At 63.6% G+C, this 23,254-nt stretch carries 21 protein-coding genes; 9 read left to right on the forward strand and 12 right to left on the reverse strand.

The window, feature by feature from the left end; translation table 11 throughout:
- Positions 1-20: 20 nt before the first annotated feature.
- From selB to fdnG, 6 genes are all read right to left on the reverse strand, one after another.
- Entirely contained in the window at positions 21-1,946 is a 1,926-nt protein-coding gene (gene selB / locus H0A72_RS07220) for a selenocysteine-specific translation elongation factor (protein WP_180154384.1), read from the reverse strand.
- Positions 1,943-3,391 carry an L-seryl-tRNA(Sec) selenium transferase gene (gene selA, locus H0A72_RS07225; protein WP_180154385.1) on the reverse strand — a complete coding sequence of 483 codons (1,449 nt, stop codon included), beginning with the start codon at positions 3,389-3,391 and terminating at the stop codon, positions 1,943-1,945. Before selA ends, selB begins: the two co-directional genes overlap by 4 nt.
- Entirely contained in the window at positions 3,388-4,326 is a 939-nt protein-coding gene (fdhE, locus tag H0A72_RS07230; protein WP_180154386.1) for a formate dehydrogenase accessory protein FdhE, read from the reverse strand. Before fdhE ends, selA begins: the two co-directional genes overlap by 4 nt.
- Positions 4,327-4,403: 77 nt before the next feature.
- A complete protein-coding gene (locus H0A72_RS07235) occupies positions 4,404-5,051 on the reverse strand; it encodes a formate dehydrogenase subunit gamma (RefSeq protein WP_180154387.1) in 648 nt (215 codons plus the stop codon).
- Positions 5,044-5,943 carry a formate dehydrogenase subunit beta gene (gene fdxH / locus H0A72_RS07240; protein ID WP_180154388.1) on the reverse strand — a complete coding sequence of 300 codons (900 nt, stop codon included), beginning with the start codon at positions 5,941-5,943 and terminating at the stop codon, positions 5,044-5,046. Before fdxH ends, H0A72_RS07235 begins: the two co-directional genes overlap by 8 nt.
- Positions 5,944-5,952: 9 nt before the next feature.
- On the reverse strand, positions 5,953-9,030 hold the full coding sequence (gene fdnG, locus H0A72_RS07245) for a formate dehydrogenase-N subunit alpha (RefSeq protein WP_180154389.1): 3,078 nt from the start codon (positions 9,028-9,030) through the stop codon (positions 5,953-5,955).
- A 280-nt stretch (positions 9,031-9,310) separates the two neighbouring features.
- Here fdnG and arfB point away from each other — a divergent pair, with 280 nt between their 5' ends.
- The 3 genes from arfB (at position 9,311) to H0A72_RS07260 (ending at position 11,307) form a co-directional block, all read left to right on the forward strand.
- Positions 9,311-9,727 carry an alternative ribosome rescue aminoacyl-tRNA hydrolase ArfB gene (gene arfB / locus H0A72_RS07250; RefSeq protein WP_180154390.1) on the forward strand — a complete coding sequence of 139 codons (417 nt, stop codon included), beginning with the start codon at positions 9,311-9,313 and terminating at the stop codon, positions 9,725-9,727.
- 113 nt (positions 9,728-9,840) lie between these two features.
- A complete protein-coding gene (locus H0A72_RS07255) occupies positions 9,841-10,866 on the forward strand; it encodes a lysozyme inhibitor LprI family protein (protein WP_180154391.1) in 1,026 nt (341 codons plus the stop codon).
- Between the two features lie 87 nt (positions 10,867-10,953).
- Positions 10,954-11,307, forward strand: coding sequence for a DUF1428 domain-containing protein (locus H0A72_RS07260; RefSeq protein WP_180154392.1), 354 nt, complete (start codon positions 10,954-10,956; stop codon positions 11,305-11,307).
- A gap of 195 nt (positions 11,308-11,502) precedes the next feature.
- On the opposite strand, the gene H0A72_RS07265 is transcribed toward H0A72_RS07260, so the two are convergent.
- Genes H0A72_RS07265 through H0A72_RS07280 form a run of 4 tightly spaced genes read right to left on the reverse strand, consistent with a single transcriptional unit; the run spans position 11,503 to position 15,624 of the window.
- Positions 11,503-12,468, reverse strand: coding sequence for a Bug family tripartite tricarboxylate transporter substrate binding protein (locus tag H0A72_RS07265; protein WP_180154393.1), 966 nt, complete (start codon positions 12,466-12,468; stop codon positions 11,503-11,505).
- A gap of 18 nt (positions 12,469-12,486) precedes the next feature.
- On the reverse strand, positions 12,487-13,953 hold the full coding sequence (locus H0A72_RS07270) for an amidase (RefSeq protein WP_180154394.1): 1,467 nt from the start codon (positions 13,951-13,953) through the stop codon (positions 12,487-12,489).
- Positions 13,950-14,762, reverse strand: a complete 813-nt coding sequence (locus tag H0A72_RS07275; RefSeq protein WP_246436853.1) for an alpha/beta fold hydrolase — start codon at positions 14,760-14,762, stop codon at positions 13,950-13,952. Before H0A72_RS07275 ends, H0A72_RS07270 begins: the two co-directional genes overlap by 4 nt.
- Positions 14,763-14,772: 10 nt before the next feature.
- Positions 14,773-15,624: a polysaccharide deacetylase family protein gene (locus H0A72_RS07280; RefSeq protein ID WP_246436852.1), complete on the reverse strand. Its 852-nt coding sequence runs from the start codon at positions 15,622-15,624 to the stop codon at positions 14,773-14,775.
- A gap of 183 nt (positions 15,625-15,807) precedes the next feature.
- Here H0A72_RS07280 and H0A72_RS07285 point away from each other — a divergent pair, with 183 nt between their 5' ends.
- From H0A72_RS07285 to H0A72_RS22105, 6 genes are all read left to right on the forward strand, one after another.
- Positions 15,808-16,785: a LysR substrate-binding domain-containing protein gene (locus tag H0A72_RS07285; RefSeq protein WP_180154397.1), complete on the forward strand. Its 978-nt coding sequence runs from the start codon at positions 15,808-15,810 to the stop codon at positions 16,783-16,785.
- Between the two features lie 102 nt (positions 16,786-16,887).
- Positions 16,888-17,307, forward strand: coding sequence for a PRC-barrel domain-containing protein (locus H0A72_RS07290; RefSeq protein WP_180154398.1), 420 nt, complete (start codon positions 16,888-16,890; stop codon positions 17,305-17,307).
- 212 nt (positions 17,308-17,519) lie between these two features.
- A complete protein-coding gene (locus H0A72_RS07295) occupies positions 17,520-18,773 on the forward strand; it encodes an aminotransferase class V-fold PLP-dependent enzyme (RefSeq protein WP_180154399.1) in 1,254 nt (417 codons plus the stop codon).
- Positions 18,774-18,920: 147 nt separating this feature from the next.
- Positions 18,921-19,859: a taurine ABC transporter substrate-binding protein gene (locus H0A72_RS07300; RefSeq protein ID WP_180154400.1), complete on the forward strand. Its 939-nt coding sequence runs from the start codon at positions 18,921-18,923 to the stop codon at positions 19,857-19,859.
- A gap of 10 nt (positions 19,860-19,869) precedes the next feature.
- Positions 19,870-20,703 carry an ABC transporter ATP-binding protein gene (locus H0A72_RS07305; RefSeq protein WP_218953208.1) on the forward strand — a complete coding sequence of 278 codons (834 nt, stop codon included), beginning with the start codon at positions 19,870-19,872 and terminating at the stop codon, positions 20,701-20,703.
- Positions 20,700-21,518: an ABC transporter permease subunit gene (locus H0A72_RS22105; protein ID WP_180154402.1), complete on the forward strand. Its 819-nt coding sequence runs from the start codon at positions 20,700-20,702 to the stop codon at positions 21,516-21,518. The genes H0A72_RS07305 and H0A72_RS22105 overlap by 4 nt, the downstream gene beginning before the upstream one ends.
- Positions 21,519-21,526: 8 nt before the next feature.
- Here the strand turns inward: H0A72_RS22105 and H0A72_RS07315 are convergent, their stop codons facing one another.
- Positions 21,527-22,264 (reverse strand): GntR family transcriptional regulator, encoded by a 738-nt coding sequence (locus tag H0A72_RS07315; protein WP_180154403.1) that lies wholly within the window; start codon positions 22,262-22,264, stop codon positions 21,527-21,529.
- Positions 22,265-22,546: 282 nt separating this feature from the next.
- Positions 22,547-23,191 (reverse strand): phosphoribosyltransferase, encoded by a 645-nt coding sequence (locus H0A72_RS07320; protein WP_180154404.1) that lies wholly within the window; start codon positions 23,189-23,191, stop codon positions 22,547-22,549.
- Positions 23,192-23,254: the final 63 nt, after the last annotated feature.

Raw genomic sequence — 23,254 nt, forward strand, 5'->3', positions numbered from 1 at the left:
CGTTAACAGGCTCCAGCGCCTTATGATAGCCGCTGCCGGAAGTCAGCACCATCTTTGCGCAGCACGTGGCGGTCGCGCAAGCGCCTGGTGTATCCGCTGCGGTCGAAGAATTCCAGTATCTGTATGCTGCGTTTGCGGCCCAGCCCGGTCAGGTCGCGAAACCCGGCGGCGCAAACCCCCTCGCTTTCACCCGCGGCCCTGACCAGCTCCGCCAGGCGGGCGATCTGATCGCGATGGTAGAACAGGTCGCGCACGACCTGGTACAGCTCGCCGCGGCGCAGCAGCTTCAACAGCAATTGCCGGACGTGGTCTTCGTCCTTGCCCAGGTGCCGGGCAAGGTCACGCACCCAGGGCGGGTCGAAGCCGCCTTCGCTGATCAGCGGCAGCAGGCGCTCGGCCAGTTCGGCCTCTTGCGGCGCCAGCGCCGCGGTGTGTCCGGGCGCATGCAGCCATGGGCCATTGCGCGCGAGCCGCCCCGTATCGAACAGATGTTCGCACAGCGCCGGCCACAGGGCTTCGGGCATGGCGGGCAGCGCCATGCGGCGCAGCCGCGCCGTGTCGACGCCGGGCTCGTCCGGCCAGCGTTCATGGAAGGAGGCCAGGGTGTTCGAAACCTGGCCGGCCAAGGCGTCCCAGCGCGATTGCAGAATCAGGCGGCGCGGCGCCTGGCCGCCGCTTGCGGCAAGCCACAGCGCGCCTTCCGGGGCCGCGATGCCGTCGGGCCCGCGTCGCGCCAGGCGCAGCAACTGGTGCTCGTCCAGGCCCCACGGCGCCACGCGCAGCAGGTCCGCCAGGCTGTCGCCCGCATATAGCGCGGCGACGGCGCCGAGCCAGGCCATGCGCTCGGGCGACCGGCGCTTGCGTGGCGGCGCGTCGGGGTCCAGCACGATTCCGCCGCCCACGGTATGGCGCGCCTGCGCGTCGCGGGCGATGTAGCGGTCGCCCGGCATCGCGCATATCGGCTGGTCGAACACCAGTTGCACCCGGCCCGCCGCGCCGGCGGCCAGCGTGGCGCTCGACAGGGGCACGGCATGCGCCAGGAAATGCGACGCGCCCAGATGTATGTGCAGCGGGCTCCAGGCGCGCACCGGCCCGGCGTCGGGCAGCAAGCGCAGCTGCACGTCGATGTTGCGCGCGGGCGTGAAGCAGCGGGCATCGGCGATCCAGTCTCCGCGCGCAACGCCATCCTGGTCCAGGCCAAGCAGATTCAAGGCGCAGCGCTGGCCCGCCCGAGCTTCCCGCGCGGGCCGGTTCTGCGCATGGATGCTGCGCACGCGCAGCTTGCGCCCCGCCGGCATCAGGCGCAAATCGATCGTTTCATCGTCCAGGCGCAATACGCCGTCGTGCACGGTGCCGGTGACGACGGTGCCATGCCCTTTGAGCGTGAAGACGCGATCCACCGCCAGGCGGAAAGGACCTTCCGTGCCGCGCGCCGCCATGCCTTGCGCCGCCGCATGCAGATGGGCCTGCAGCGCCGCCACGCCGGGGTCGCCGGGCGTGGCGGCGCTGACGAAGAAAACCGGCATGCCTTCCAGGAAGGTGCCCGACGCCAGGCTTTCGACCTGGGCCCGCGCGTCGCGCCGCCGCGTTTCGTCCACCCGGTCGGATTTCGAGATCGCCACCGCGCCCCGTTGCACGCCCAGCAAGGACAGGATGGCCAGGTGCTCGCGCGTCTGCGGCATGACGCCGTCGTCGGCCGCCACCACCAGCAAGCCGAAATCGACGCCGCCGGCCCCGGCCGCCATGGTGTGCACCAGGCGCTCGTGGCCCGGCACGTCGATGAAGCCGAGGACGTCGCCGTTGGCCAAGGGGGCATAGGCATAGCCCAGCTCGATGGAAATGCCGCGCGCTTTTTCCTCCTTGAGCCTGTCGGTGTCCACGCCGGTAAGCGCCCTTACCAGCGTGGTCTTGCCATGGTCGATGTGGCCGGCCGTGCCGATGATCATGCGGCCCGCCCTTGCAGCTGCTGCACGAAGGCGGTCTCGTCGCCTTCTTCCAGGCAGCGCAGGTCCAGCCACAGCGCATCCTGGGCGATGCGCCCGATGACGGGCCGCGGCAACCGGCGCAGCCGGCTTTCCAGTGTCTGCAGCGCCCGGCCGGGCCGGCCCGCGCCCACGGGGCGGATGACCAGGCCATGGCTGGGCAGCTGGTCCACCGGCAGGGCGCCGCTGCCGATCTGGCTGAACATGGGGGCGGCCTCTACGGCATAGTCCGCGCCCACCGCCTGTTGGAGCACGGCTTGCAGGCGCTCCGCCTGCAGGCGCATGCGCGCCTGCGGCCGCGTCAGCAGGCGCAAGGTGGTCAGGCGCTCCGCCAGCAGTTCCGGCGACCGGTACAGCGCCAGCACGGGTTCCAGCGCGGCCAGGGTAAGCTTGCCCACGCGCAGGGCGCGCTTCAATGGATTCTTCTTGATCTTGCGAATCAGGTCGGCCCGCCCGACGATCAGGCCGGCCTGGGGGCCGCCCAGCAGCTTGTCGCCGCTGAAGGTGACGATGTCGGCCCCGGCTTGCAGGGTCTCGCGCACCGTGTCTTCGCGCGGCAGGCCCCAGCGGGTCAAGTCCACCAGCGTGCCGCTGCCCAGGTCCATGGCGGCGGGCAGGCCGTGCCGGTGAGCGATTCCCGCCACCTGGGCGACGGACACGCTGCGGGTGAAGCCGGTGACGGCATAATTGCTGCAGTGCACTTTCATCAGCATGGCCGTGCGCGGGCCGATGGCGTTTTCGTAGTCGGCGGGATGCGTGCGGTTGGTGGTCCCGACCTCGACCAGGCGCGCGCCGGCGCGCTGCATGATGTCCGGGATGCGGAACGCACCGCCGATCTCGACCAGTTCGCCGCGCGACACGACGACTTCGCGCCGGTTGGCCAGGGCGTTCAGCATCAGTAGCACCGCGGCCGCATTGTTGTTCACCACGGTCGCCGCTTCGGCGCCGGTCAGTTCGCGCAACAGGCCTTCGACGATGTCGTCACGGTCGCCGCGGCGGCCCGTGTCCAGGTCGAACTCCAGATTGGCGGGAGCCGACAAGGCCTGCGCCACGGCCTGCACGGCCTGGTCGGGCAGCAGCGCCCGCCCCAGATTGGTGTGCAGGACGGTGCCCGTCAGGTTGTAGACGGCGCGCAGCCGGGGACGGTCCTGGGCTTGCAGGCGCGATCGCGCCTGGTCCACCAGGGCGGCCGGCGCCAGCTCGCCCATGGGCAGCTCGTTCGCCAGTGCCCGGGTGCGCGCGTCAGCCAGCACTTGGCGCAGCGCGCCGGCAAGCCGGTCGCGGCCCGTCTCGGCCGCCAGCAGCCGCCCGGCGTCGCAGGCCAGCACGCGCTCCAGGGAAGGAATGTCGGCCGCGCCGGCGCGGGCGCCGGGCGCGTCATCGGCATCGAAGGCGGAATGCGCCCTCATGATGCCGCTTGTTCCTGCTGCCAGAGCAGCGGGTTGCCGCTGGCACGGGCGTAGCCCGCTTCCCCCATCAGCATGTCCAGCGTCAGGCTGGCCAGGTCGTCGGCCACGGCATCGACCCCAAGGATTTTTTCCTGGTAGAAGATCTTCCGGTAGGTGTGGCATGCGTCGCAGGACTCGGCCTTGATCCCTTCCGGCCCGTCCTCGATGGAATGGTAGGAGAGGTCTTTGGTGTTCTTGCAATGCGAGCAGGTGACGCGCACCAGGTGCCATTCGGCCGCGCACAGCGAACAGCACAGGTAGCGGCAGCCGTCGGCCGAGCCGCCCACGCGCACCACGCTGGCCACGGGCAGGCTGCCGCATAGCGGGCATACGCCGTGGGGCGTGACCACGGGGAGGGCGTTTTCGGGGAAGTCGGCCGCCAGGCCGGCCCAATACACCTGCAGCGCCGCCATGATGAAGGGCGCGGCGGCCGCGTCCACCCCGTCCTCGCGTTCGGCCAGGATCGCGTCGGCCTGCGCCTCGATGGCATCCGGGTCGCCGTCCAGGGTGTGCCGCAAACCCTGCACGGCCTGGGCCGCCTGGGGCGGCAAGCCGCGCAGCGCGGCCATGTGATCCAGCAGGCCGGCAAGCAGGGCGCGCCAGGCCGGGTCGCGCCGCCAGCCCGTGGCCTGCAGCGGCGGCATGCCGTGCGCCTGGGCCAGTTCGATGCGCTCTTCCGTGGGGCCTGGCATCTTGCAGTGCCGGAGCGCCTGGTGCTGGCCGTCGGCCAGGTCGGCCATCAGCGACAGATAGCCCGCCAGGGGACTGTCTTGCGCGAGCTGGCGCAGGCGCGCCGCCCGATCGGAAAAGACGGCGGCCCGAACGGGCAGGCGCAGGCGCGGTATGGAAGTGTGGTCGAGGCTTTCGATCTCGCCACGCGCAAGCACTCGCTGCATAGCGGTTTCTCCTGAAAAACACGGCTGCCCCGCGCGACCGGCCGGGGCAGCCATGCAGGTACGGAGCCGAAGGACGCTTATTTATGGGACCCGGCGCCGCCGCGCAATTGACGCAGCCAGGCCCGGTGGTGCTTCCAGGCCCAGCCCGGCGTCACCGTGCCGCGCGTCATGGCTCGCACCGAGCCCTTGACCCAGATGCCCGCATAAATATGCACTATGATCGCGCAAATCATCAGGAATGCAAACAGCGCGTGCAGCAGCGAGGCCAGGCGTATCGCCCAGATGGGGAACAGGAAGGCAAAGTACGAGCGCCACATCACCAAGCCGGTCAGCAGCAGCCCCAGCAGCAGCAGGATCATGGCGAAGAACAGCAGTTTCTGCCCGCCGTTGTAGCGCCCCGCCTCGGGGACGTTTTCCTCGCGCTTGTTCAGCACGTCGCGAAACCCCGCCAGCCAGCGCCAGTCGCGGCGGGACATCAGGTTGTGGCGGAACATGCGCGCGGCGAACACCACGAAGCACAGGAACATCAGCACCCCGATGAAGGGATGCAGGATGCGGGTCCATACGCCGCCGCCCAGCAGGTTGCTCATCCAATAGAAGGCCGGGTGGAACAGGGCCAGGCCCGACAGCGCCAGCAGGACGAAGGTAATGGCGATGATCCAGTGGTTGATGCGCTGGCCGGCGGTGTAGCGCAGGATCAGCCGGGGTTTCTTGGCGTCATTCATCGCTCATCTCCTTGGCCTTGCGTTCGTCTTCCTCGTCCGTTTCATTGGGGCCGGTGCGGATGTAGTGCAGGAAGCCGGTCAGCGCGGCCGCGGCCATGGCGGCCACCGCCAGCGGCTTGGCGATGCCTTTCCACAGGCCGACCATGGGGCTGATTTCGGGGTCCTTGGGCAGGTCGCTGTACAGGCCCGGCCGGTCGGCGTGATGCAGCACGTACATGACGTGGGTGCCGCCCACGCCGGGCGGGTCGTACAGGCCGGCGTTGTCGAAGCCCCGGGACTTCAGGTCCGCGATGCGGTCGTCGGCATGCTTCTTCATGTCTTCCTTGGTGCCGAAGACGATGGCGCCGGTGGGGCAGGTCTTGACGCAGGCGGGCTCCTGGCCGACCGCGACCCGGTCGGAGCACAGGGTGCACTTGTAGGCCTTGTTGTCCTTGTCGGAAAGGCGGGGGATGTCGAAGGGGCAGCCCGTGATGCAATAGCCGCAGCCTATGCAGTTTTCTTCATGGAAGTCGACGATGCCGTTGGCGTACTGGACGATGGCGCCCGGCGCCGGACAGGCCTTCAGGCAGCCCGGGTCTTCGCAGTGCATGCAGCCGTCCTTGCGGATCAGCCATTCCAGGTCGCCGGCCGTGTTTTCGTATTCGGCGAAGCGCATGACCGTCCAGGACTGATCGGTCAGGTCGGCCGGGTTGTCGTACACCCCGACGTTGGTGCCGATCTTGTCGCGCAGGTCGTTCCATTCCATGCAGGCCACCTGGCAGGCCTTGCAGCCTATGCACTTGGTGGTGTCGATCAGCTTGGCGACGCCGCCGCCGACGACCGTCTGGCGCACGCCGGGCGGCGGCGTGGTGGTTGCGGAGCGCCGTTTGATGTCCAGTGATTGCAGTGCCATGGTTCGCTCCTATGCTTTCTCGACCTTGACCAGGAAGGACTTGGACTCGGGCGTGTACGAGTTGCCGTCGCCCACCGGCGGCGTCAAGGTGTTGGCCAGGAAGCCCGGTTTGGCCAGCCCCACGAAGCCCCAATGGATGGGGATGCCCACCTGGTGCACGGTCTTGCCTTCCACCGTCAGCGCCTTGATGCGTTTGGTGACGACGGCCACCGCCTTGATATAGCCGCGGTTGGACGACACCTTCACGCGTTCGCCATGGGCGATGCCCAGCTCGTTGGCCAGCGCTTCGCCGATCTCGACGAACTGTTCCGGCTGCAGAATGGCATTGAGCTCGACGTGCTTGGTCCAGTAATGGAAATGCTCGGTCAGGCGATAGGTGGTACCGACGTGCGGGAACTCGGCCGCCTTGCCCATGGACGCCAGGTCTTGCTCGAAGACGCGGGCGGCGGGGTTGCTGACCACCAGCTTGTTGTCTGGGAACAGCGGGTTGTAGCCCACCGGCGTCTCGAAGGGTTCGTAGTGGACCGGGAAGGGGCCCTCGGCCATGCCCTTGCGGGCGAAGAACCTGGCGACGCCCTCGGGGTTCATGATGAAGGGCCCCATGCCGCCCGCCGGGTTCTCGTCCAGCTTGTAGTCGGGCACGTCGGACCCCACCCAGGACTTGCCGTTCCAGCGTATCAGCGCGCGGCGCGGATCGAACGGCTGGCCGGCGGTATCGCAGGAAGCGCGGTTGTACATGATGCGCCGGTTGGCCGGCCAGGCCCAGGCCCAGTTCAGCGTCTGGCCGATGCCGGTCGGGTCGCTGTTGTCGCGGCGGGCCATCTGGTTGCCAAGCGAGGTCCAGCTGCCGGTATAGAGCCAGCATCCGCTGAGGGTCGTGCCGTCGTCGCGCAGTTCGCCGAAGCCGGACAGCTGTTCGCCCGCCTTGCGCAGCACCCGCGCCGGCCTGGACGGGTCCGTTTCTTCGACCAGGTCGACCAGGGCGCGCCCGTTGATCTCCTTGGCGAGCTCCTGGGCGGTGGGGTTGTCGGGCGTGGCGTAGGGCCAGGTCAGGTTGACGATGGGATCGGGGAACTTGCCGCCTTCTTTCTTGTACAGCGCCAGCATGCGCTGGTAGATCAGCGCCATGATTTCGATGTCGCTCTTGCCCTCGCCCGGCGGCTCGGCCCCTTTCCAGTGCCACTGCAGCCAGCGCCCCGAATTGACGAGCGCGCCTTCTTCTTCGGCGAAACAGGTGGTGGGCAGGCGGAAGACCTCGGTCTGGATCTTGGCGCTGTCGACGTCGTTGTGCTCGCCCACGTTGCGCCAGAATTCCGACGTTTCGGTCACGAGCGGGTCCATGATGACCAGGAACTTCAGCCTGGCGAAGGCCTCCAGCAGCTTGGCCTTGTACGGCGCCGCCGCCAGCGGGTTGAAGCCCTGGCAGATATAGCCCGTCATCTTGCCCTGGTGCATGAGCTCGTAGACCTGCAGCATGTCGTAGGGCCGGTCCATCTTGGGCAGGTAGTCGTAGGCCCAGTTGTTCTCGGGCACCGCGGCGTCGCCCCACCAGGCCTTCATCAGGCTGACGTGGAACTTGCTGTAGTTGCGCCAGTAGCTCAGCTGGTTCGGACGCAAGGGCATCTGCGTGCGGCGCTTGATGTAGTCCTCGTACACCTGTTCGCCGTCCGCCGGCAGGTTCAGGTAGCCGGGCAGCAGGTTGGACATCAAGCCCAGGTCGGTCAGGCCCTGGATGTTCGAATGGCCGCGCAGCGCATTCATGCCGCCGCCGGGGATGCCGATGTTGCCCAGCAGCAGCTGCACCATGGCGCCCGTGCGGATGATCTGCGAACCGATCGAATGCTGCGTCCAGCCCAGCGCGTACAGTATCGTGCCCGCGCGGTCCTTGCTCGCCGTCGAGGCCAGCATTTCGCAGACCTTCAGGAACTTGTCTTGCGGCGTGCCGCAAACCCGCGCGACCATTTCAGGCGTATAGCGCTCGTAGTGCTTCTTGAGCAATTGATACACCGAACGCGGATGCTGCAGCGTGGGATCGACCTTGACGTAGCCGTCTTCGCCCAGCTCGTAGTCCCAGCTGGACTGGTCGTACTTGCGGGTTTTTTCGTTGTAGCCGGAGTACAGGCCGTCTTCGAAGTTGAAGTCTTCCCGCACGATGAAGGGAAGATCGGTGTAGTTGCGCACGTATTCATGCTGGATCTTGTCGTTTTCCAGCAGATAACGTATGACCCCGCCCAGGAAGACGATGTCGGTGCCGGTGCGTATGGGCGCATAAAAATCCGCGACCGAGGCCGAGCGCGTGAAGCGCGGGTCGACCACGACCAGCTTTGCCTTGTTGTGCGCCTTGGCTTCGGTGACCCATTTGAAGCCGCAAGGGTGCGCCTCGGCGGCGTTGCCGCCCATGATCAGGATGATGTCCGCGTTCTTGATGTCGACCCAATGGTTCGTCATCGCTCCTCGGCCAAACGTCGGGGCAAGACCTGCCACCGTCGGGCCGTGTCAGACACGAGCCTGGTTGTCGAACGCCAGCGCGCCGAAGCTGCGGAATACCTTGTGCGTGATGTAGGCGACTTCGTTGGAACTGGCCGACGCCGCCAGCATGCCGGTGGTCAGCCAGCGGTTGACCGTTTTACCGTCGTCGCTGCGTTCGATGAAATTGGCATCGCGGTCGTCTTTCAACAGCCGCGTGATGCGGTCGAGCGCGTCGTCCCAGGAAATGCGCTCCCACTTGTCGGAGCCGGGCGCCCGGTATTCGGGGTACTTGAGTCGATGGGGGCTGTTGATGAAATCCGTCAGGCCGGCCCCCTTGGGACAGAGCGTGCCCCGGTTCACGGGGTGGTCGGGGTCCCCCTCGATGTGCACGATGCGCGCATGCGCATTTTTCGCGCCGTCTCCGAGGCTGTACATCAGTATGCCGCATGCCACGGAACAGTAAGGACAGGTATTGCGCGTTTCCTTCATGCGCGCCAGCTTGTATTGGCGGACTTCGGCCAAGGCCGGAGCAGGCGCCGCGCCCAGCAATGCCAGGCTGGAGCTTGCCAATGTCGTACCCGTCACCTTGAAGAATTGCCGCCGGCTCATGTTGACCATGGGGGCCCTCCAGATGATTGAAGCTGCATTGAGGCAGTCACTGGGGGCGGCTCGCGGCGCCCCTGTATGAGCCGAGTATAAAGGCGCTCGCGGCAAAAAGTCCATGCTCCCTCCGGCTGCTCCATCCGGACCGCCGCGCCGTGGGCGGCGCCCGCCCATGCCACGAGGCGGGCGGCATGCGCCCGCGCGCGCGGCGGCGCAAGGCGCGCCGGGCGGCGGAAAATTGTGTGACAATTCATGTATTGGCAGTTTGCAGGGATTATGCCGGAGGACCCATGGCATGGCGGACACATCCAGGGTAAGCGTCCCGGAAGACGAAATGACCTTCACCGCCGTTCGCGCGCAGGGCGCCGGCGGGCAGAACGTCAACAAGGTATCCAGCGCCATCCATCTGCGCTTCTCGATTCCCGATTCGTCTCTGCCCGAGGCGATCAAGCAGCGCCTCATGGCGCTTGGCGATCAGCGCATCACGGCCGAAGGCGTCGTGGTGATCAAGGCCCAGAACAGCCGCAGCCAGGAACAGAACAAGGCCGAGGCCATGGCTCGGCTGCAAGCGCTCGTAGACAGCGTGGCCGTGCCGCCGAAACGGCGCAAACCCACCCGGCCGACGCTGGCCTCCCGCCGCAAGCGCCTGGAAAGCAAGGCCGCCCGAGGCGAGGTCAAGCGCATGCGTGGGCGGGTGCCGCCCTCCCATTAGCGTACTGGTGGGCGCGTTAGCTGTTTGACCGATGACGTTCATGCCGGAAAGAGGCTAGCCTTGAGTTCAGCGATACCTGTCGGGAGGCGACCGTGCGTGCGATAGTTCTCTTAATGATGATTCTTCCCGTCGTCTGCTTTGCCGAGATGTATGGCCCCGACTACGAGAAATGCAGTCAGGACACGACCATTGGCATCGTCGATTGCCTCAACAAAGAAGCGAAGCACTGGGATAAGCGGCTGAATGGTTCCTACAAGGAACTGATGAATCGCATCGAGGCCGGCCAGCAGGCGCCGTTGAAGGCCGCGCAACGCGCCTGGATCAAGTATCGCGACGCGAACTGCGCATTCTATGGTTCGGCATCCGGCAGTTTGAGCCAGATAGAAGCGGCCGAATGCCTGCGCGCCATGGTCAAGGAGCGTGCGTGCGAACTACGGTTGGCAAGCCAGGCGGAGGCGCCGCCCGATCAAGAGTGCAAGCCTTCGCAATCGGCATCCGACACGAGCCGGCAAGGCGCGGCTCTTGGGGTCGCGTCGCCGCGGCCTGACAAGCCGGCAGGCCAAGGCGGAACATCGGCGGACAGGCCCGCAGCGGTGCCCCCGGCGTCGATGGAAAGTTCATTGCATCAACGCGAGCATACCGGCCGCGGCTCGTTCTTTGGCATGTACAGCCCCTCCGACAAGAAAAAAGGTTCGTACCAGGCCGACTTCCGTGCATATGTCCAATTTGCCGAACAGGTCGACACAGCGGGCGGAAGTGCTGTATTTGGCTGGATGGACGCTTCGGACGAGGTCGTGCTGCTGACCCATGCAAAGTATCTTCCCTCGCTGTCCTTGGCGGAGACCAAGCATGAGTTCGTGCTGCGCAGGCCCGTCATGGATCTGAGCGCCTTGCCCCGATACTTGATGATATGCGTCTGGGAAACGGAAGGCGAAAAAGTCGCGCCGGCGCTAGCGGTCTACGCGGAGCGCGACGACGCGAATCACACCCGCAAGTCCACCAAGGTGCTGGACAGCCTGATCGTGAATTGGGTCCCTGTGCCGGCGGCGCGGGCAGAGCGGAAATTCGCCGGGTTCGACTATTGTGCAGAAATCTCCAGGATGGAGCAGTCACACGTTGCGCAGCTATTGGGCGGATAGCTGTGCGAGGTCCATGAAACACATGGAAAAACAAGCGCATGGCGTTCGGACCTATATTTTCATCTGACCCCACCAAGGAGAACGACGATGAAATATGTAGAAGGCTTTGTCCTCGCAGTGCCTGCGGCGAACAAAGAGAAATATAGGAGACACGCCGAAGCGGCATCACACCTGTTCAAGGAATTCGGCGCCATCCGTTTTGTGGAATGCTGGGGTGATGATGTGCCAGACGGGAAACTCACCGATTTTCGCGGAGCCGTAAAGGCCAAGGAGGATGAAGTCGTGGTCTTCAGTTGGCTGGAATATCCGTCCAAGGAAGTGCGTGACGCCGCGAACGAGAAAATGATGTCCGATCCGCGCATGAAGGCCATGGGCGAGGAAATGCCCTTCGACGGTAAACGCATGATATTCGGCGGATTCGTGCCGATACTCGATGTGTGAAAAGCTGACCGATTCGCTGCATGCAACCGATGTCGCAGCGTTCACGCCGGCTATATGAAGCGTAGGAAAGATCTACTGGAAGCCGGTATTGGCTGCCTATAGGAGTGGATGCTTTAAAAGAAGATAGACGAGCGGCGGGCGCGCCGGGACGCCAGGTGCATCCCGCCCCGCCGATCGCCGCGATGCCGACCCGCCTCACTGAACCTTGATGCCTGTCTCCTTGATGAAGCGGGACCAGTAATCGACCATCTGGCGGAAGGCTTTGTCCTGCTCTGCAGGCGAGTTGTGGATCAGTTCGATCCCGAACTGATCGACGCGCTCCTTGACTTTCGGGTCCTTCATGGCGGCGTCGAATGCCTGGTTCAGCCGGGCAATGGCCGCATCCGGTGTCCCGGCGGGCGCGTACACGCCCCAATAGGTGTCGGCGTTCATGCCGTCCACGCTTTGCTCCTTGAAGGTCGGGACGTCGGGGATCAGCGTATTGCGTTGATTTCCGGTAATCGCCAGCGCCTTCAGCCTCTTTTCCCGCAGGTGCTGCAAGGCGGTGGTCGTGCCGCCGAAGTAGATTTCCACTTGGCCGCTCAGTATGGCGGTCATCGCCGGCGCCACGCCCTGGAAAGGAACGTGCATGATGTCCAGCCCCGTGACCTTCTTGAACAGTTCGCCTGCGATGTGCGTCGACGAGCCATACCCTCCGGAACCGAAATTCAGCTTTCCGGGATTCTTTTTGGCGTAGTCGATGAGTTCGGGCAGTGAGTTGAAGGGAAGGTCGCCATTGACCAGCAGCACCAGCGGCGCCTTTGCAAAGCCGGTGATCGCCCTGAAGTCCTTGGTGGTGTCATAAGGCAGATCGGCCATCAGGCCGGGATTGACCAGCAAGGCCAGGTCCGCGAACAATATGGTGTGTCCGTCCGGCGTGGCGCGCGCCACCTGAGAGGTGCCGATGACCGAGGCGCCGCCCGGCTTGTTCTCGATGATGACGCTCTGCCCCAGGTTTTCCGATAAAGGGCCTTGCACGAGCCGGCCCAGTATGTCGCTCGTCCCGCCGGCGCTATAGGGAATGACTATTTTTACGGGCCTTGTGGGAAAGTCGGCCGCGACGGCGGTGCATGCGAACAGGCACATGGACAAGGCGGCGGATATCGTTTTGAGGATTTTCATGTCGCTTCCAGAAGGTGATTACGAGCGTGGCTGCTCTTGGGGTTGATCGGGGTTGGCCGGCGGGCGGCGGCCAACCCAGGGGTTGGCGGCTTCAAGCTGGGCGGAGAGCTGCAGGATGAGGTCTTCGCGCCCGAAGGGGCCGAGTATCTGGCACGCCACGGGAAGGCCGCCGGCATCCTGGTGCACCGGCACGCTCGCGGCCGGCAGGCCGGCGGCATTGACCGGCGCCAGGAAAGGCGTGTAGAGCGCGGCTTTCCGGCGGAACTCCGCAAACGACGGCTGGCGCATTGAAATCGTGCCCAGCTTGACGGCGGTGCTCGTCAGCGCCGGCGTCAGCACCAGGTCGAAGCCGGACAGCGCGCCGGCAAACACGCGGCCGATATGGTGGAAACGCTGGATCGCCAGAATGTAGTCGCTTGCATCGAGGGCCGCGCCCATTGCATAGCCGTCCAGCATGGCCGGCTCCAGGTCGTCGTGCCGCAGGGCTCGTCCTGTCGCCGCCAGCTTCGCGTCGACCGACACCTTGATGTTGGCGGCCATGACATGAATCAGGGCCTGGATGAAGCCATCGTAATCCAGCGGGGGCGGGCTCGAATCGACCACCGTATGGCCCAGCGACCGGCAGAGCTTCACGGCGGCCTCCAGGGCGGCCGCGGCCTCGCTGCTCACAGCGATGTCGTTCCAGGCTTCGCGCCATACCCCGATCTTGAATGATTTTCCTGGGGCTTGCCTCACGGCGTCCAGGTAGGGGCCGGCCGCAGGGGGCGCGGCGTAGGGCGCCCCCAATTCCATGCCGGCGACTTGGTCCAGGACCGCCGCCGTGTCGCGCACGGTCCGGGTAAGCACCCCGTCGCAAGCCAGCCCTCCCCAGCCTTCGCCTCGCAACGGGCCCATGGGAACGAGCCCGCGGGACGGCTTGAGGCCGTATACGCCGCAGCAGGCCGCGGGGATGCGTATCGATCCGCCGCCGTCGCTGCCGTGCGCGATCGGGACGATGCCCAGCGACACCGCCACGGCGGCGCCGCCGCTGGAGCCGCCGCTGGAGCGGCTGGGGTCCCAAGGGTTGCGGGTCGGGCCGCCATAGAGCGCCGCCTCGGTCGTGGGCGCCATGCACAGCTCCGGCACCGTGGTTCGGGCAAACGGCAATAGCCCCGCGGCCTCGAAGCGGTCGACCAGCGTGGCATTGTGGGCATAGCGGGTATCGCGGAACAGCCGGGACCCCAGGCTGGACGCCAACCGCTTCGAAGCCAGGCCGGAATCCTTGAGCAGAAAGGGTATGCCGACAAACCTGCCCGTGGGTTTCCAGGCGCCCGCCCAGTCGCGGGCCAGCTCGTACTCCGGATGGCAAATCGCATTCAGGCCCTGGCCGCTATCCTGCGCAAGGCGGATCGCGCATTCCATGAGCTCGCGTGTCGTCACTTCCCCGGACGACAGCAATCCGGCCAGGCCGAGGCCGTCATGGCGCAGGTATTCGTCGCAATTCATTGCGTCGCACCGGCATGGCGAGCCAGGAAACTGAGCAGATCCGTGACACACCGCTCGGGCAGGTACTCGCAGATGCTGTGGCGCTCGCCGTCGTACATCAGGACCTCGGAACGGCTCATGCGCTCTTTCATCGGCTTGTACACCGACGCGTCGCCGATGCGCCCGGCGCCCGGCACCACCACCAGCGTCGGGCAGGTGATGCGATGGAGCTGGTCCGACCATTCCTGGGTCGCCATGTAGCCGACGAACTTGCCGATGAACGGTACGTCGTTGTCGCTCAGGGCGTCCAGGAACATCTCGACCTGCGGCGTGCCGATCATATGCGGCGGGAACCGGTCGTCGATGGTGTCGGCAAGAAAGTTGCGCAGGCCTTTTTCAGCGACCATGGGCAGCCATGAGCTGGCCTGGCTGTTCTTCAGCCCCGGCGCGGAGCCGAACAGGGCAAGGGTGGCGATCCGTTCCGGATGGTTCATGGCTAGGTGCTGCCCCACATAGCCTCCCGCCGAGTTGCCGACGAAGTGGACGGCGTCGCAGCCCAGATGGTCCATGAGAGCGAGCGTGTCGTTCACGAGGATTTCCATGGACAGTTCCGCATCCGCAGCCGGGACGCTGCTTTTCCCATGGCCGCGCATGTCCATGCGGACGACTTTGTACTGTCGGGACAAGCCCGGAACCCATGGCCGGAAACGGTCGGCGTTGGCCATGGCCCCATGAAGCATGAAGATGGTGGGGGCCGGGTCCCAAGGATCGGTGAAGTCATCCACGTAGTAGTTGAAGCGTACGCCGTCGTGATCGAAATGATGTTGCATGAGAAGGTTGTCAGGCTGTTTGGGAGTTGAGTTGATCGAGGCGCCGGGTGTGCTCTGCCACCACATCCGCCATGCGCTCGAATTGGGCGCCTTCTTCCAGCAGTCGGATGATCAAACGCTCCAGCATGCGCATGCGGTGTCCACGACCTATGACTTGCGGATGGAAGGTATAAGTGACGGCGCCCCAGTCCAGGTTTTCCTTCATGTAAAGAAAGTCTTCCATCCAGTTTTCCAGCACGCCGTTGGCGTTCATGAGTCCGGGAAGAATGCCGGCGGGCGTGCGGGTGAACTCGAAATGCGGGAAATCGTCCAGGCTCCAGCTCACGGGCATTTCCACGAGCGAGGTCGCGGGCCCGAATCTGGCGGGCTGATCCGCCTCGATGACGTCGCGATGGCGCACGAAATAAGGCGTGTAGTCGTCGGCCATCATGCTGCTGTCGTACTTGAAGCCTTGTTCGATCAGCAGGTCGACCGAATTCGCGCTCAGGTCCCATGCCGGCGAGCGATAGCCCGCGGCATAGGCGCCGGTGAGGTTGCGGATGGTTTCATTGGCGCGGATCAAGGAAGCCCGCTCTTCCTCAAGGCTCATGTTCACGGGCGAGACATGCGACCAGCCATGGTGGCCGATCTCATGGCCGGCGTCGCGGATTTCCCGGCATAGATCGGGATACGTTTCCAGCGTATGGCCGGGGATGAACCATGTCGCTTTCACGTCGTAGCGTTCGAGCAGCCGGAGAATGCGGCGGGTTCCCACGACGCCGAACTCACCCCGTGAAATCGGTGTGGGCGAGGTGGCTCCGCGCGCGATCCACAAGGAAATCGCGTCGAAATCAAAGGATAGGCAAACGATGGACGTACTCAACGGCTTGTGCCTCTGGGCGAAGGGACGATCAGCCACTATAGAGGGCGAGGGCGCATGGCGTGTTGCCGGGTGCGTCATAGCTGACTTGCGCGTGAGATCAAATCAAAGCAGGGACGGATTGCCATGCCAGGGCAATAATTTGATATTCTGTGCCATGGATCTCACCTGCCCGCCATCCTTACCGTGACCAAAGCAAGCAGCATCCGGCTCGACGCCACAGCCAGCTTATTGCGGCTGCGGATGTTTGCCGTGGTCGCCGAAGAGGGCAGCCTGACTCGCGCGGCGGTGCATCTGGACAGCGACGTCGCCGCATTGAGCCGTCAGATCAGCGCCCTTGAACAACAATGCGGAACGCGCCTGTTCAATCGGACCGGCCGTGGCGTGAGCCTGTCCGAAGCCGGTTTGCGGATTTATCCGCAGGTCCAGGCGCTCTTGGCGGAAGCGTCGCTGCTTGAAGAGACGATACGCGAGCAGGCCGATGTGGTAAGAGGCAGCGTGACGCTGGTCATGATGCCGTCCATCGCGGCCACGCTCGTGGGGCGGGTATTTACCGTGCTGCGTGATACGCATCCCGACGTCCATATCAAGGTCATGGAAGGGGCCAGCGGCAAAGTCGTCGAATGGCTCGCCGATGGGCGTGCCGACATCGGCCTGCTCTATCGCTACAAGCTTCCTTTGCCGAGGGGGGAAGAAGCGCTCGCCAGCGTCGACGCCCACCTTGTCGGGCCGCCCGGAGACCGTGCCACCGCCAATGAAACGGTGGATTTTCGTGCGCTGGCTTCCGTGCCTCTGGTGCTGCCCAGCTATCCCAATGGCCTGCGGCGCGAGCTGGATACCCTTGCGCGGACCGCGGGCATCGTGCTTGCGCCCGTGCTGGAGTCGGAATCCCTGGCGCTATTGAAGTCATTGGCGATGAATCACGGACTCAATGTGGTTCTTTCCGTTCACGCCATCGAAGAAGAGCTGGCCGCGGGGAAGCTCCAGGCCTCGCGTATCGTCGGTCCGAGCGTCAGGTCCACCATTTCCATAGCCTTTGGCAAGGCGAAATCCCCGGGGCGTGCGGTCGAACTGGTATCGCGCAGCATTCGCCGGCTCTTGACGGAAGTCGTGCACGAGCCGCCCCTGGGGAATCGACCTCATGAACAGAGCGCTCGGTCTTGAGCGTCGTTGGCACGAAAACTGCTGGAGCATTCGTGGGTACCGGTGACCAAGTGCCCCGCGCTTTACGAACCGGCCACGAAACAATCAAGCAAGGAGCTGCACATGAGCTATATCGAACGTGATACGTATGGTATGTACAACCGCTACGATTCAACCGGCCCGGGCCCCGAAACCATGGGTGCTTCAACGCTGATCGGCAACGATGTCTATAACGCCCAAGAAGAGGATCTGGGCGACATCAAGGAAATCATGCTGGATGTCGCCTCCGGCAAGGTTTCCTATGCCGTCCTTTCATTTGGCGGGTTTCTCGGGATGGGTGAGAAGCTCTTCGCTGTGCCCTGGGCAGCCTTGAAATTGGATCCTGTGAACCATCGGTTCATTCTTGATGTCGACAAGGAACGCCTGAAGAACGCACCCGGGTTCGACAAGGACGATTGGCCAGACATGGCGGACCAGACCTGGGGCCGGCAGATCCATGATTATTACGGCACCGCATATCCTGATGGCTCTCGCTTGCTGTAAGGTCTCCCGCCCGCCTTGAAGCGGGCTGACGCCCTATGGCTGCTGCGGGTTTTTCACTATTCGCATCTTTAGCGCGCCGTTCGGCGCGCTAACTATTTAGTCCATGGCATGGCGTAATGGCATGCCGCTATGATTTGTCTCTGCTTGAAAGCCGCTCCTTACCTTTTTCCTTATTTTGATATAACATACATCAAAATTATAGGAGTGAGACAATGGCGGATTTCCCCGTACGCGGTCTTTCAAGGCAACATATCGACCGCGCGTTGGACGCATTTGCGGCGCAAGACAAGAATTGGCGGGCGGGCCGTGTTCCGCTGTATGTATTCCGTGGCGATCACGATGCCTACGAGATAGGCAGGGACGCGTTCTTCAGATATTTTTCCGAGAATGCCCTTGGAGCCAATCGCGCCTTCTCCAGTGTGAAAGCCATGCAGGAGGAAGTCCTGGAAATGTGTCTTTCGCTGCTGAACGGAAGCGCCGACATGGCGGGCATATTCACTTGCGGCGGCACTGAAAGCATCTTCCTGGCCGTGCGCGCCGCACGCTCCGAAGCTCGGCTCAAGCGCGGCCTGCCGAAAGGGCGCGGAAACATCGTTCTTCCCATCACGGCCCATCCGGCCTTTGCCAAGGCCGCCGAAACAATGGATCTAGTCGAACGACGCGTCCCCGTGCTGGAAGACGGGCGTGCGGATGTCCGAGCGATGGCCGACGCCTTGGACGAAGAGACGGTCATGCTCGTGGGGTCCGCGCCATGCTTTCCATATGGTGTGATCGATCCGATACGTGAATTGGGAGAATTGGCGCAGGGCAGCGGGGTTTGGCTCCATACCGATGCATGTGTCGGCGGCTACCTCGCTCCGTTTGCGCGCGACGTGGGCTATGTCATTCCGGACTTCGACCTTTCGGTGCCAGGCGTCGCCTCGTTGTCGGCAGACCTTCATAAATATGGATTCTGCCCGAAGCCGGCGTCCACCGTGTTCTTTTCGAACTCCGAACGCGCCGGACTTGCCGGGTTCGACCTGGATGTATGGCCATCTGGACGGTTTGTCACTCCTACATTAGTGGGTACGCGTCCGGCCGGCGGCGTGGCTGGCGCGTGGGCGACGCTCAACTTCCTGGGCGCCGAGGGATACCGGCGCATTGCCCAACGCATCATGGCCATGCGGGACGCCTACGTCGAGGGTATAGAAGCCATATCGGGTTATGGCATGCTGGCTCGGCCTGATCTGGCGCTGCTGGCGTTTGCGGATCCATCGCTAGACATGCCCCGCGTTGCGGCGATGATGTCGGAAAAAGGCTGGCTGCCCGGGATGACGTCGCGGCCCGAAGGCTTGCACATCATGCTGTCTATACTTCATGAGCCCGTACGTGAAGAATATCTATCCGATTTACAAGCATGTTCTGCCATTGTGCGCCAACAGATGGAAGCAGGGCAGGACGGCGCACGAGAGTCCGCGAAGTATTAGAACGCAGTTCCTCCCCTCCCTTGTCCATTTTTGGAGAGCATCATGCCAGTTCCTGGATCCATCTCGCGTCGAGACATCTTGCGGTTGATGTGCAGCATAGGTACGGTAACAGTCGCTACCAGTCCATTTACTCGGCCCCGAGCCGCCATGGCACAACAAAAGCGGGCCATCCTTGGGCATTTTGGATCGGCGAATCCTCAGGTACTCGGTAAAGCCACTTCCAGCTTCGCCGAAGCCTTGGGCTCGGGGGTGAAAACGGACTTCGTATCCGTATCCGCCGGCTCGCAGGTTTTGGCGGCCATTGCAGGCAACAGCATGGACCTGTGCAATATAGGGTCCAGCCCCATGGTCGTGGGGTTCGGACAGGGTGTAAAGATGTCCATGGTGTATGTGCAGAAGTACATCACCGACAGCGAGTCGCTGGTGGTCCGCAATGCGGCGGGAATCGGCAGCCTGCGCGAGCTCAAAGGAAAGTCGATCGGGCTTCCTTTCAACACGTCGGTACATTTCGCCTTGATTGCCGCGCTTGAGTCGATGGGGATGGGCCCCGGCGACGTCCGACTGTTGAACATCAAGGCGGATTCGATCCAGGCCGCATGGAGAAGAGGCAGTATCGACGCCGCATATATATGGGCTCCGATCCTGAACGATCTCGTCGCCGAAGACGGCGCCATTTTGATGCGCACGGGGGACCTGGCAGAGTCGGGCGTGCTTGTATTCGATGGCATCGTGGTGCGGGATTCCTTCAAGAAAGAGCATCCCGACCTCGTGCTCGCTTATTTGAAAGAATATGCGCGGCTATGCGATATCTATCGGAACGATCCCGAGCAGGTGGTTAAGACGCTATCGCCCTACTTGAGCCTTACGCCCGAGATGACCCACGCCTACATAAGGACCTTCCATCCGGTGCCAACCGCCGATCAGGCGACAGACAAGTGGATGGGAATGCCGGGCGCAAAGGACACGGGCGTCTTGCACACATTGCAGATGCAAGCGGAATTCCTGAAGTCGGCCAATCAGCTGCCCTCCGTACCGGATACGTTTGCGCCCTATGTGGACTCATCGTTCCTGGCGCAAATGCTCTGACGGGAAATCTATGTCGATACAAGTCGTAGACATGAGTTCACCCGCCCGCGCAGCTGCGGCGAAACTCAGCATCAATGCGGTTTCCAAGCGCTACGGGAGCTTGCTGGATGGTGTCGTAGCGCTCGAGCCCGTCGACATGGCTATCGCCGATGGAGATTTCGTGTGCATTGTCGGTCCCTCGGGTTGTGGCAAAAGTACCTTGCTCAATATCATTGCCGGATTTGAATCGCCGACCAGCGGCGCCGTCATGGTTGCCGGAAACGCGATCAATGCGCCAGGCCCCGAGCGTGGCGTGGTTTTTCAGCAAGGCGCTTTATTCAACTGGATGACGGTGCTCGATAATGTGGCCTTTGGTCCCCAAGCCCTTGGATGGTCTGCGGCGCAGGCGCGGGAAACCGCCATGCGACACCTCGACCTAGTGGGCTTGGCATCGTTCGCGCATCGCTATCCCTATGAGCTTTCGGGGGGCATGCAGCAGCGCGTGGCAATTGCGCGGGCGCTTGCCAATGAGCCCGAGGTGCTGCTCATGGACGAACCCTTCGCCGCGCTGGATCACCAGACTCGCGAACTGCTGCAAGAGGAAATACATCGTATCTGGAAAGGCACCGGTAAGACGATCGTGTGGATCACTCATAGCATAGACGAGGCACTCTACCTAGCCACGCACATCGTCGTAATGAGTGCGCGCCCGGGACGCGTCAAAGCTGCGTTCCAGACTACCTTTGGCGATAGCGCCGACCCCTTCATCAGCACGACGCCGGAGTTCGTGGAAGCCAAACGCCAGATCGTGGCCTTGCTGCGGGAAGAGTCCATCGAGGCGCAACGACAGGAGGCGATGAAGTGAGCAACGAACGATCGAAATCCTCCACCGGGGCACGGGCGGCGACGATGAACTTGCACCTGAGCATTGCCTCGTTCATAGCCATGTTGGCCCTTTGGATCGGGCTGACAGGCAGCGGGTTATGGGCCCCCATTGTCGACCCCATGTTCCTGCCGTCGCCGCTGGGCGTCGCACAAACGTTCTGGAAGCTCTGCATGACCGGCTACCAAGGCAATACGCTGCTTCATCACTTCCTGATCAGCCTTGCGCGATTCGGCGTGGCCTTCGCGTTCTGCATCGTGGTTGGCGTACCCGTTGGCTTGCTGATGGGCATGCACGGCGGTGTTCGCGCAGTGCTGGATCCGCCCATTGAAATTACGCGTCCTATTCCCAAGCTCGCATTGCTGCCGCTGTTCATCATCTGGTTCGGCATCGGCGAACTGTCCAAGGCTATTGTGATCATTGCCGCCTTGTTTCCCATGATGACGATCAGCGCCATGCAGGCGGTGCGATCGGTCAGCTTACGGAAAATACAGGCGGCCCAGTCGCTGGGGGCGACGCCGGCCGTGATATTCAGAAGGGTGCTGCTGCCTGCCAGCCTGCCCGGCATTTTTACCGGGATAAGAGTCTCGATCGGCATAGGCGTCACCATGCTGGTGGGGGCCGAAATGGTTGCCACCAATGACGGTATCGCTTGGATGGCATTGACCGCCGCGGACTTCATGCTGACCGATGTTGTGCTGGTGGGCGTCCTCATCATGGCGCTGCTGGGCTACAGCCTGGACAGGCTGTTTCGCCTGCTGGAAGCCAAACTGGTGCATTGGAGCGGGAAAGACTGACGCAGGGGTCAGGAATGCGCCAATTGCGGCATTTTGCGGCGTAATTCATCGCATAGCTGCCGCGAGCCGTCGCGCAAATCTTGCCGGATCGCCTTGGCAAGCTGCCTTGCGTCGCCGCCACGCAAAGCGGCGAGAATGGCGGCATGATTGACGCCACCTTTCCATTCAGGCGTGCTTAGCGGGTACAGAAGCCGCAGCATGGGTCCCGTCTGCATCCACAGCGATTCCAGAATCGCCAAGAGGGTCGGCATTTCACACAGGCGATATATGCGGAAATGAAACTCGCGGTTGCGAGCCAGCACGCTGACATAGTCCTGCCGCTCCTTGGCCGCCAACAGTGCATTCTGGGTTTCTTCAAGCGCAGCGATATCGGCAGCCGTCATGTTCGGAAGCGCGGCCTTCGCTGCCATGGGTTCGAGTTCGAGCCGGATGGTGACCAGCTCCATATAGCGCGTTTCGCTCAAATACGGTACCAGCAGGCCACGTTGGGGACCCGGCTCCAGGCACGCTTCCGCAGCCAGTCTGTTCAAGGCTTCCCGGGCCGGCGTAAAACCGATTCCGAGCAGCGATACCAAACCTCGCACCGTCAGTCTCTGGCCGGGAGAAAGCTCGCCGGAAGCAAGCGCTTCACGCAAGGATTCGTAAGCCTGGTCTCCGAGCGTCTTGACCCGTACCACCGGAGCGAGCGCCGGCGCCGATTGTTCAGCTCGAGGCCGAGCTAGCCGGTGAGGTTGATCGACTGCCATGTTGCATCGCGTGGCGTTGTATGAGTTGATATTGTTTGCGTTCTTGAGAACGGGCGTATAAGAGTTGAATTGTAGCCCAGGGGGATCGCGCCTTTCGCTATATGCCGCTGGGCCATGTACTGGGCGGCTGCTCCCGCAGGTCGACAGGGAAATGAAGCGCATCGACCGCGCGAGGTCGCCGGCGCCGCGTAGCGGAAGCGCCGCCCGGCGCAAGCCGGACACTAAGTCTCGCATGCCGGCTCCATTGCGCCGGGCATCATGGCGGCTTTCATGGCAAAGTGTTCAACTCCTTCTGAGAAGAATGTCGCATACTTCCTCATCGCTGGTCTGCGGAAACGAGGCATACCATTTTCCGACCGCCAGAAACCGCGGGGGGGTAAACGGGCAGACGACTGCATCGGCTTGCGCCGCCAGCAGGGCGCAAGCTTCCGAAGACGAAACCGGCACCGCGACCACCACCGCCGCCGCGTCGGATTTGCGTGCCGCCGCCACCGCCGCCTGCATCGTCGAGCCGGTGGCCAGGCCGTCGTCCACCAGGATGGCGGTCTTGCCCGCCAGTGCAAGGGCGGGACGCCCGGCACGGTAACGGCGCAAGCGGCGATCGAGCTCTTTCTGCTCGGCTTCCCGAACCGCATCGACCGCCTCGCGCGATACGCCCATTTCCCGGACGACGTACTCGTCCAGAATCGTGACGCCGCCTGGCGCGATGGCACCCATGGCAAATTCCTTTTGGCCCGGCACGCCCAGCTTGCGCACCACCAGGACGTCCAGCGGCGCATTCAGGGCCTTGGCCACCTGTTCGGCAACGGGAACCCCGCCGCGCGGCAAGCCCAGCACGATGACGTCGTCGCGCCCCCGGTAATGCCGGGGCATGGCCTCGGCCAGCTGCCGTCCGGCGTCTTCACGGTCTTTGAAATAAGGCGGCATGCGAATGAAGAGTGGAAAACTGGTGGCCGTCGGCCAGCAATTCGGATGCCCGACCCATGGCGG

Origin of the sequence: Parapusillimonas granuli, assembly GCF_013416525.1 — a bacterium.
Lineage (GTDB): Bacteria > Pseudomonadota > Gammaproteobacteria > Burkholderiales > Burkholderiaceae_B > Parapusillimonas > Parapusillimonas granuli.

Bases quoted from the DNA above. Each gene is read 5' to 3' on its own strand.
- arfB (WP_180154390.1), top strand. From the start codon at position 9,311: ATGGCGGACACATCCAGGGTAAGCGTCCCGGAAGACGAAATGACCTTC.
- H0A72_RS07295 (WP_180154399.1), top strand. From the start codon at position 17,520: ATGGCGGATTTCCCCGTACGCGGTCTTTCAAGGCAACATATCGACCGC.
- H0A72_RS07270 (WP_180154394.1), bottom strand. From the start codon at position 13,953: ATGAATTGCGACGAATACCTGCGCCATGACGGCCTCGGCCTGGCCGGA.
- H0A72_RS07315 (WP_180154403.1), bottom strand. From the start codon at position 22,264: ATGGCAGTCGATCAACCTCACCGGCTAGCTCGGCCTCGAGCTGAACAA.
- H0A72_RS07235 (WP_180154387.1), bottom strand. From the start codon at position 5,051: ATGAATGACGCCAAGAAACCCCGGCTGATCCTGCGCTACACCGCCGGC.
- H0A72_RS07255 (WP_180154391.1), top strand. From the start codon at position 9,841: ATGATGATTCTTCCCGTCGTCTGCTTTGCCGAGATGTATGGCCCCGAC.
- H0A72_RS07300 (WP_180154400.1), top strand. From the start codon at position 18,921: ATGGCACAACAAAAGCGGGCCATCCTTGGGCATTTTGGATCGGCGAAT.
- H0A72_RS07275 (WP_246436853.1), bottom strand. From the start codon at position 14,762: ATGCAACATCATTTCGATCACGACGGCGTACGCTTCAACTACTACGTG.
- H0A72_RS07265 (WP_180154393.1), bottom strand. From the start codon at position 12,468: ATGAAAATCCTCAAAACGATATCCGCCGCCTTGTCCATGTGCCTGTTC.
- H0A72_RS07305 (WP_218953208.1), top strand. From the start codon at position 19,870: ATGTCGATACAAGTCGTAGACATGAGTTCACCCGCCCGCGCAGCTGCG.
- selA (WP_180154385.1), bottom strand. From the start codon at position 3,391: ATGAGGGCGCATTCCGCCTTCGATGCCGATGACGCGCCCGGCGCCCGC.
- fdxH (WP_180154388.1), bottom strand. From the start codon at position 5,943: ATGGCACTGCAATCACTGGACATCAAACGGCGCTCCGCAACCACCACG.
- fdhE (WP_180154386.1), bottom strand. From the start codon at position 4,326: ATGCAGCGAGTGCTTGCGCGTGGCGAGATCGAAAGCCTCGACCACACT.
- H0A72_RS07260 (WP_180154392.1), top strand. From the start codon at position 10,954: ATGAAATATGTAGAAGGCTTTGTCCTCGCAGTGCCTGCGGCGAACAAA.
- H0A72_RS07290 (WP_180154398.1), top strand. From the start codon at position 16,888: ATGAGCTATATCGAACGTGATACGTATGGTATGTACAACCGCTACGAT.
- H0A72_RS07320 (WP_180154404.1), bottom strand. From the start codon at position 23,191: ATGCCGCCTTATTTCAAAGACCGTGAAGACGCCGGACGGCAGCTGGCC.
- selB (WP_180154384.1), bottom strand. From the start codon at position 1,946: ATGATCATCGGCACGGCCGGCCACATCGACCATGGCAAGACCACGCTG.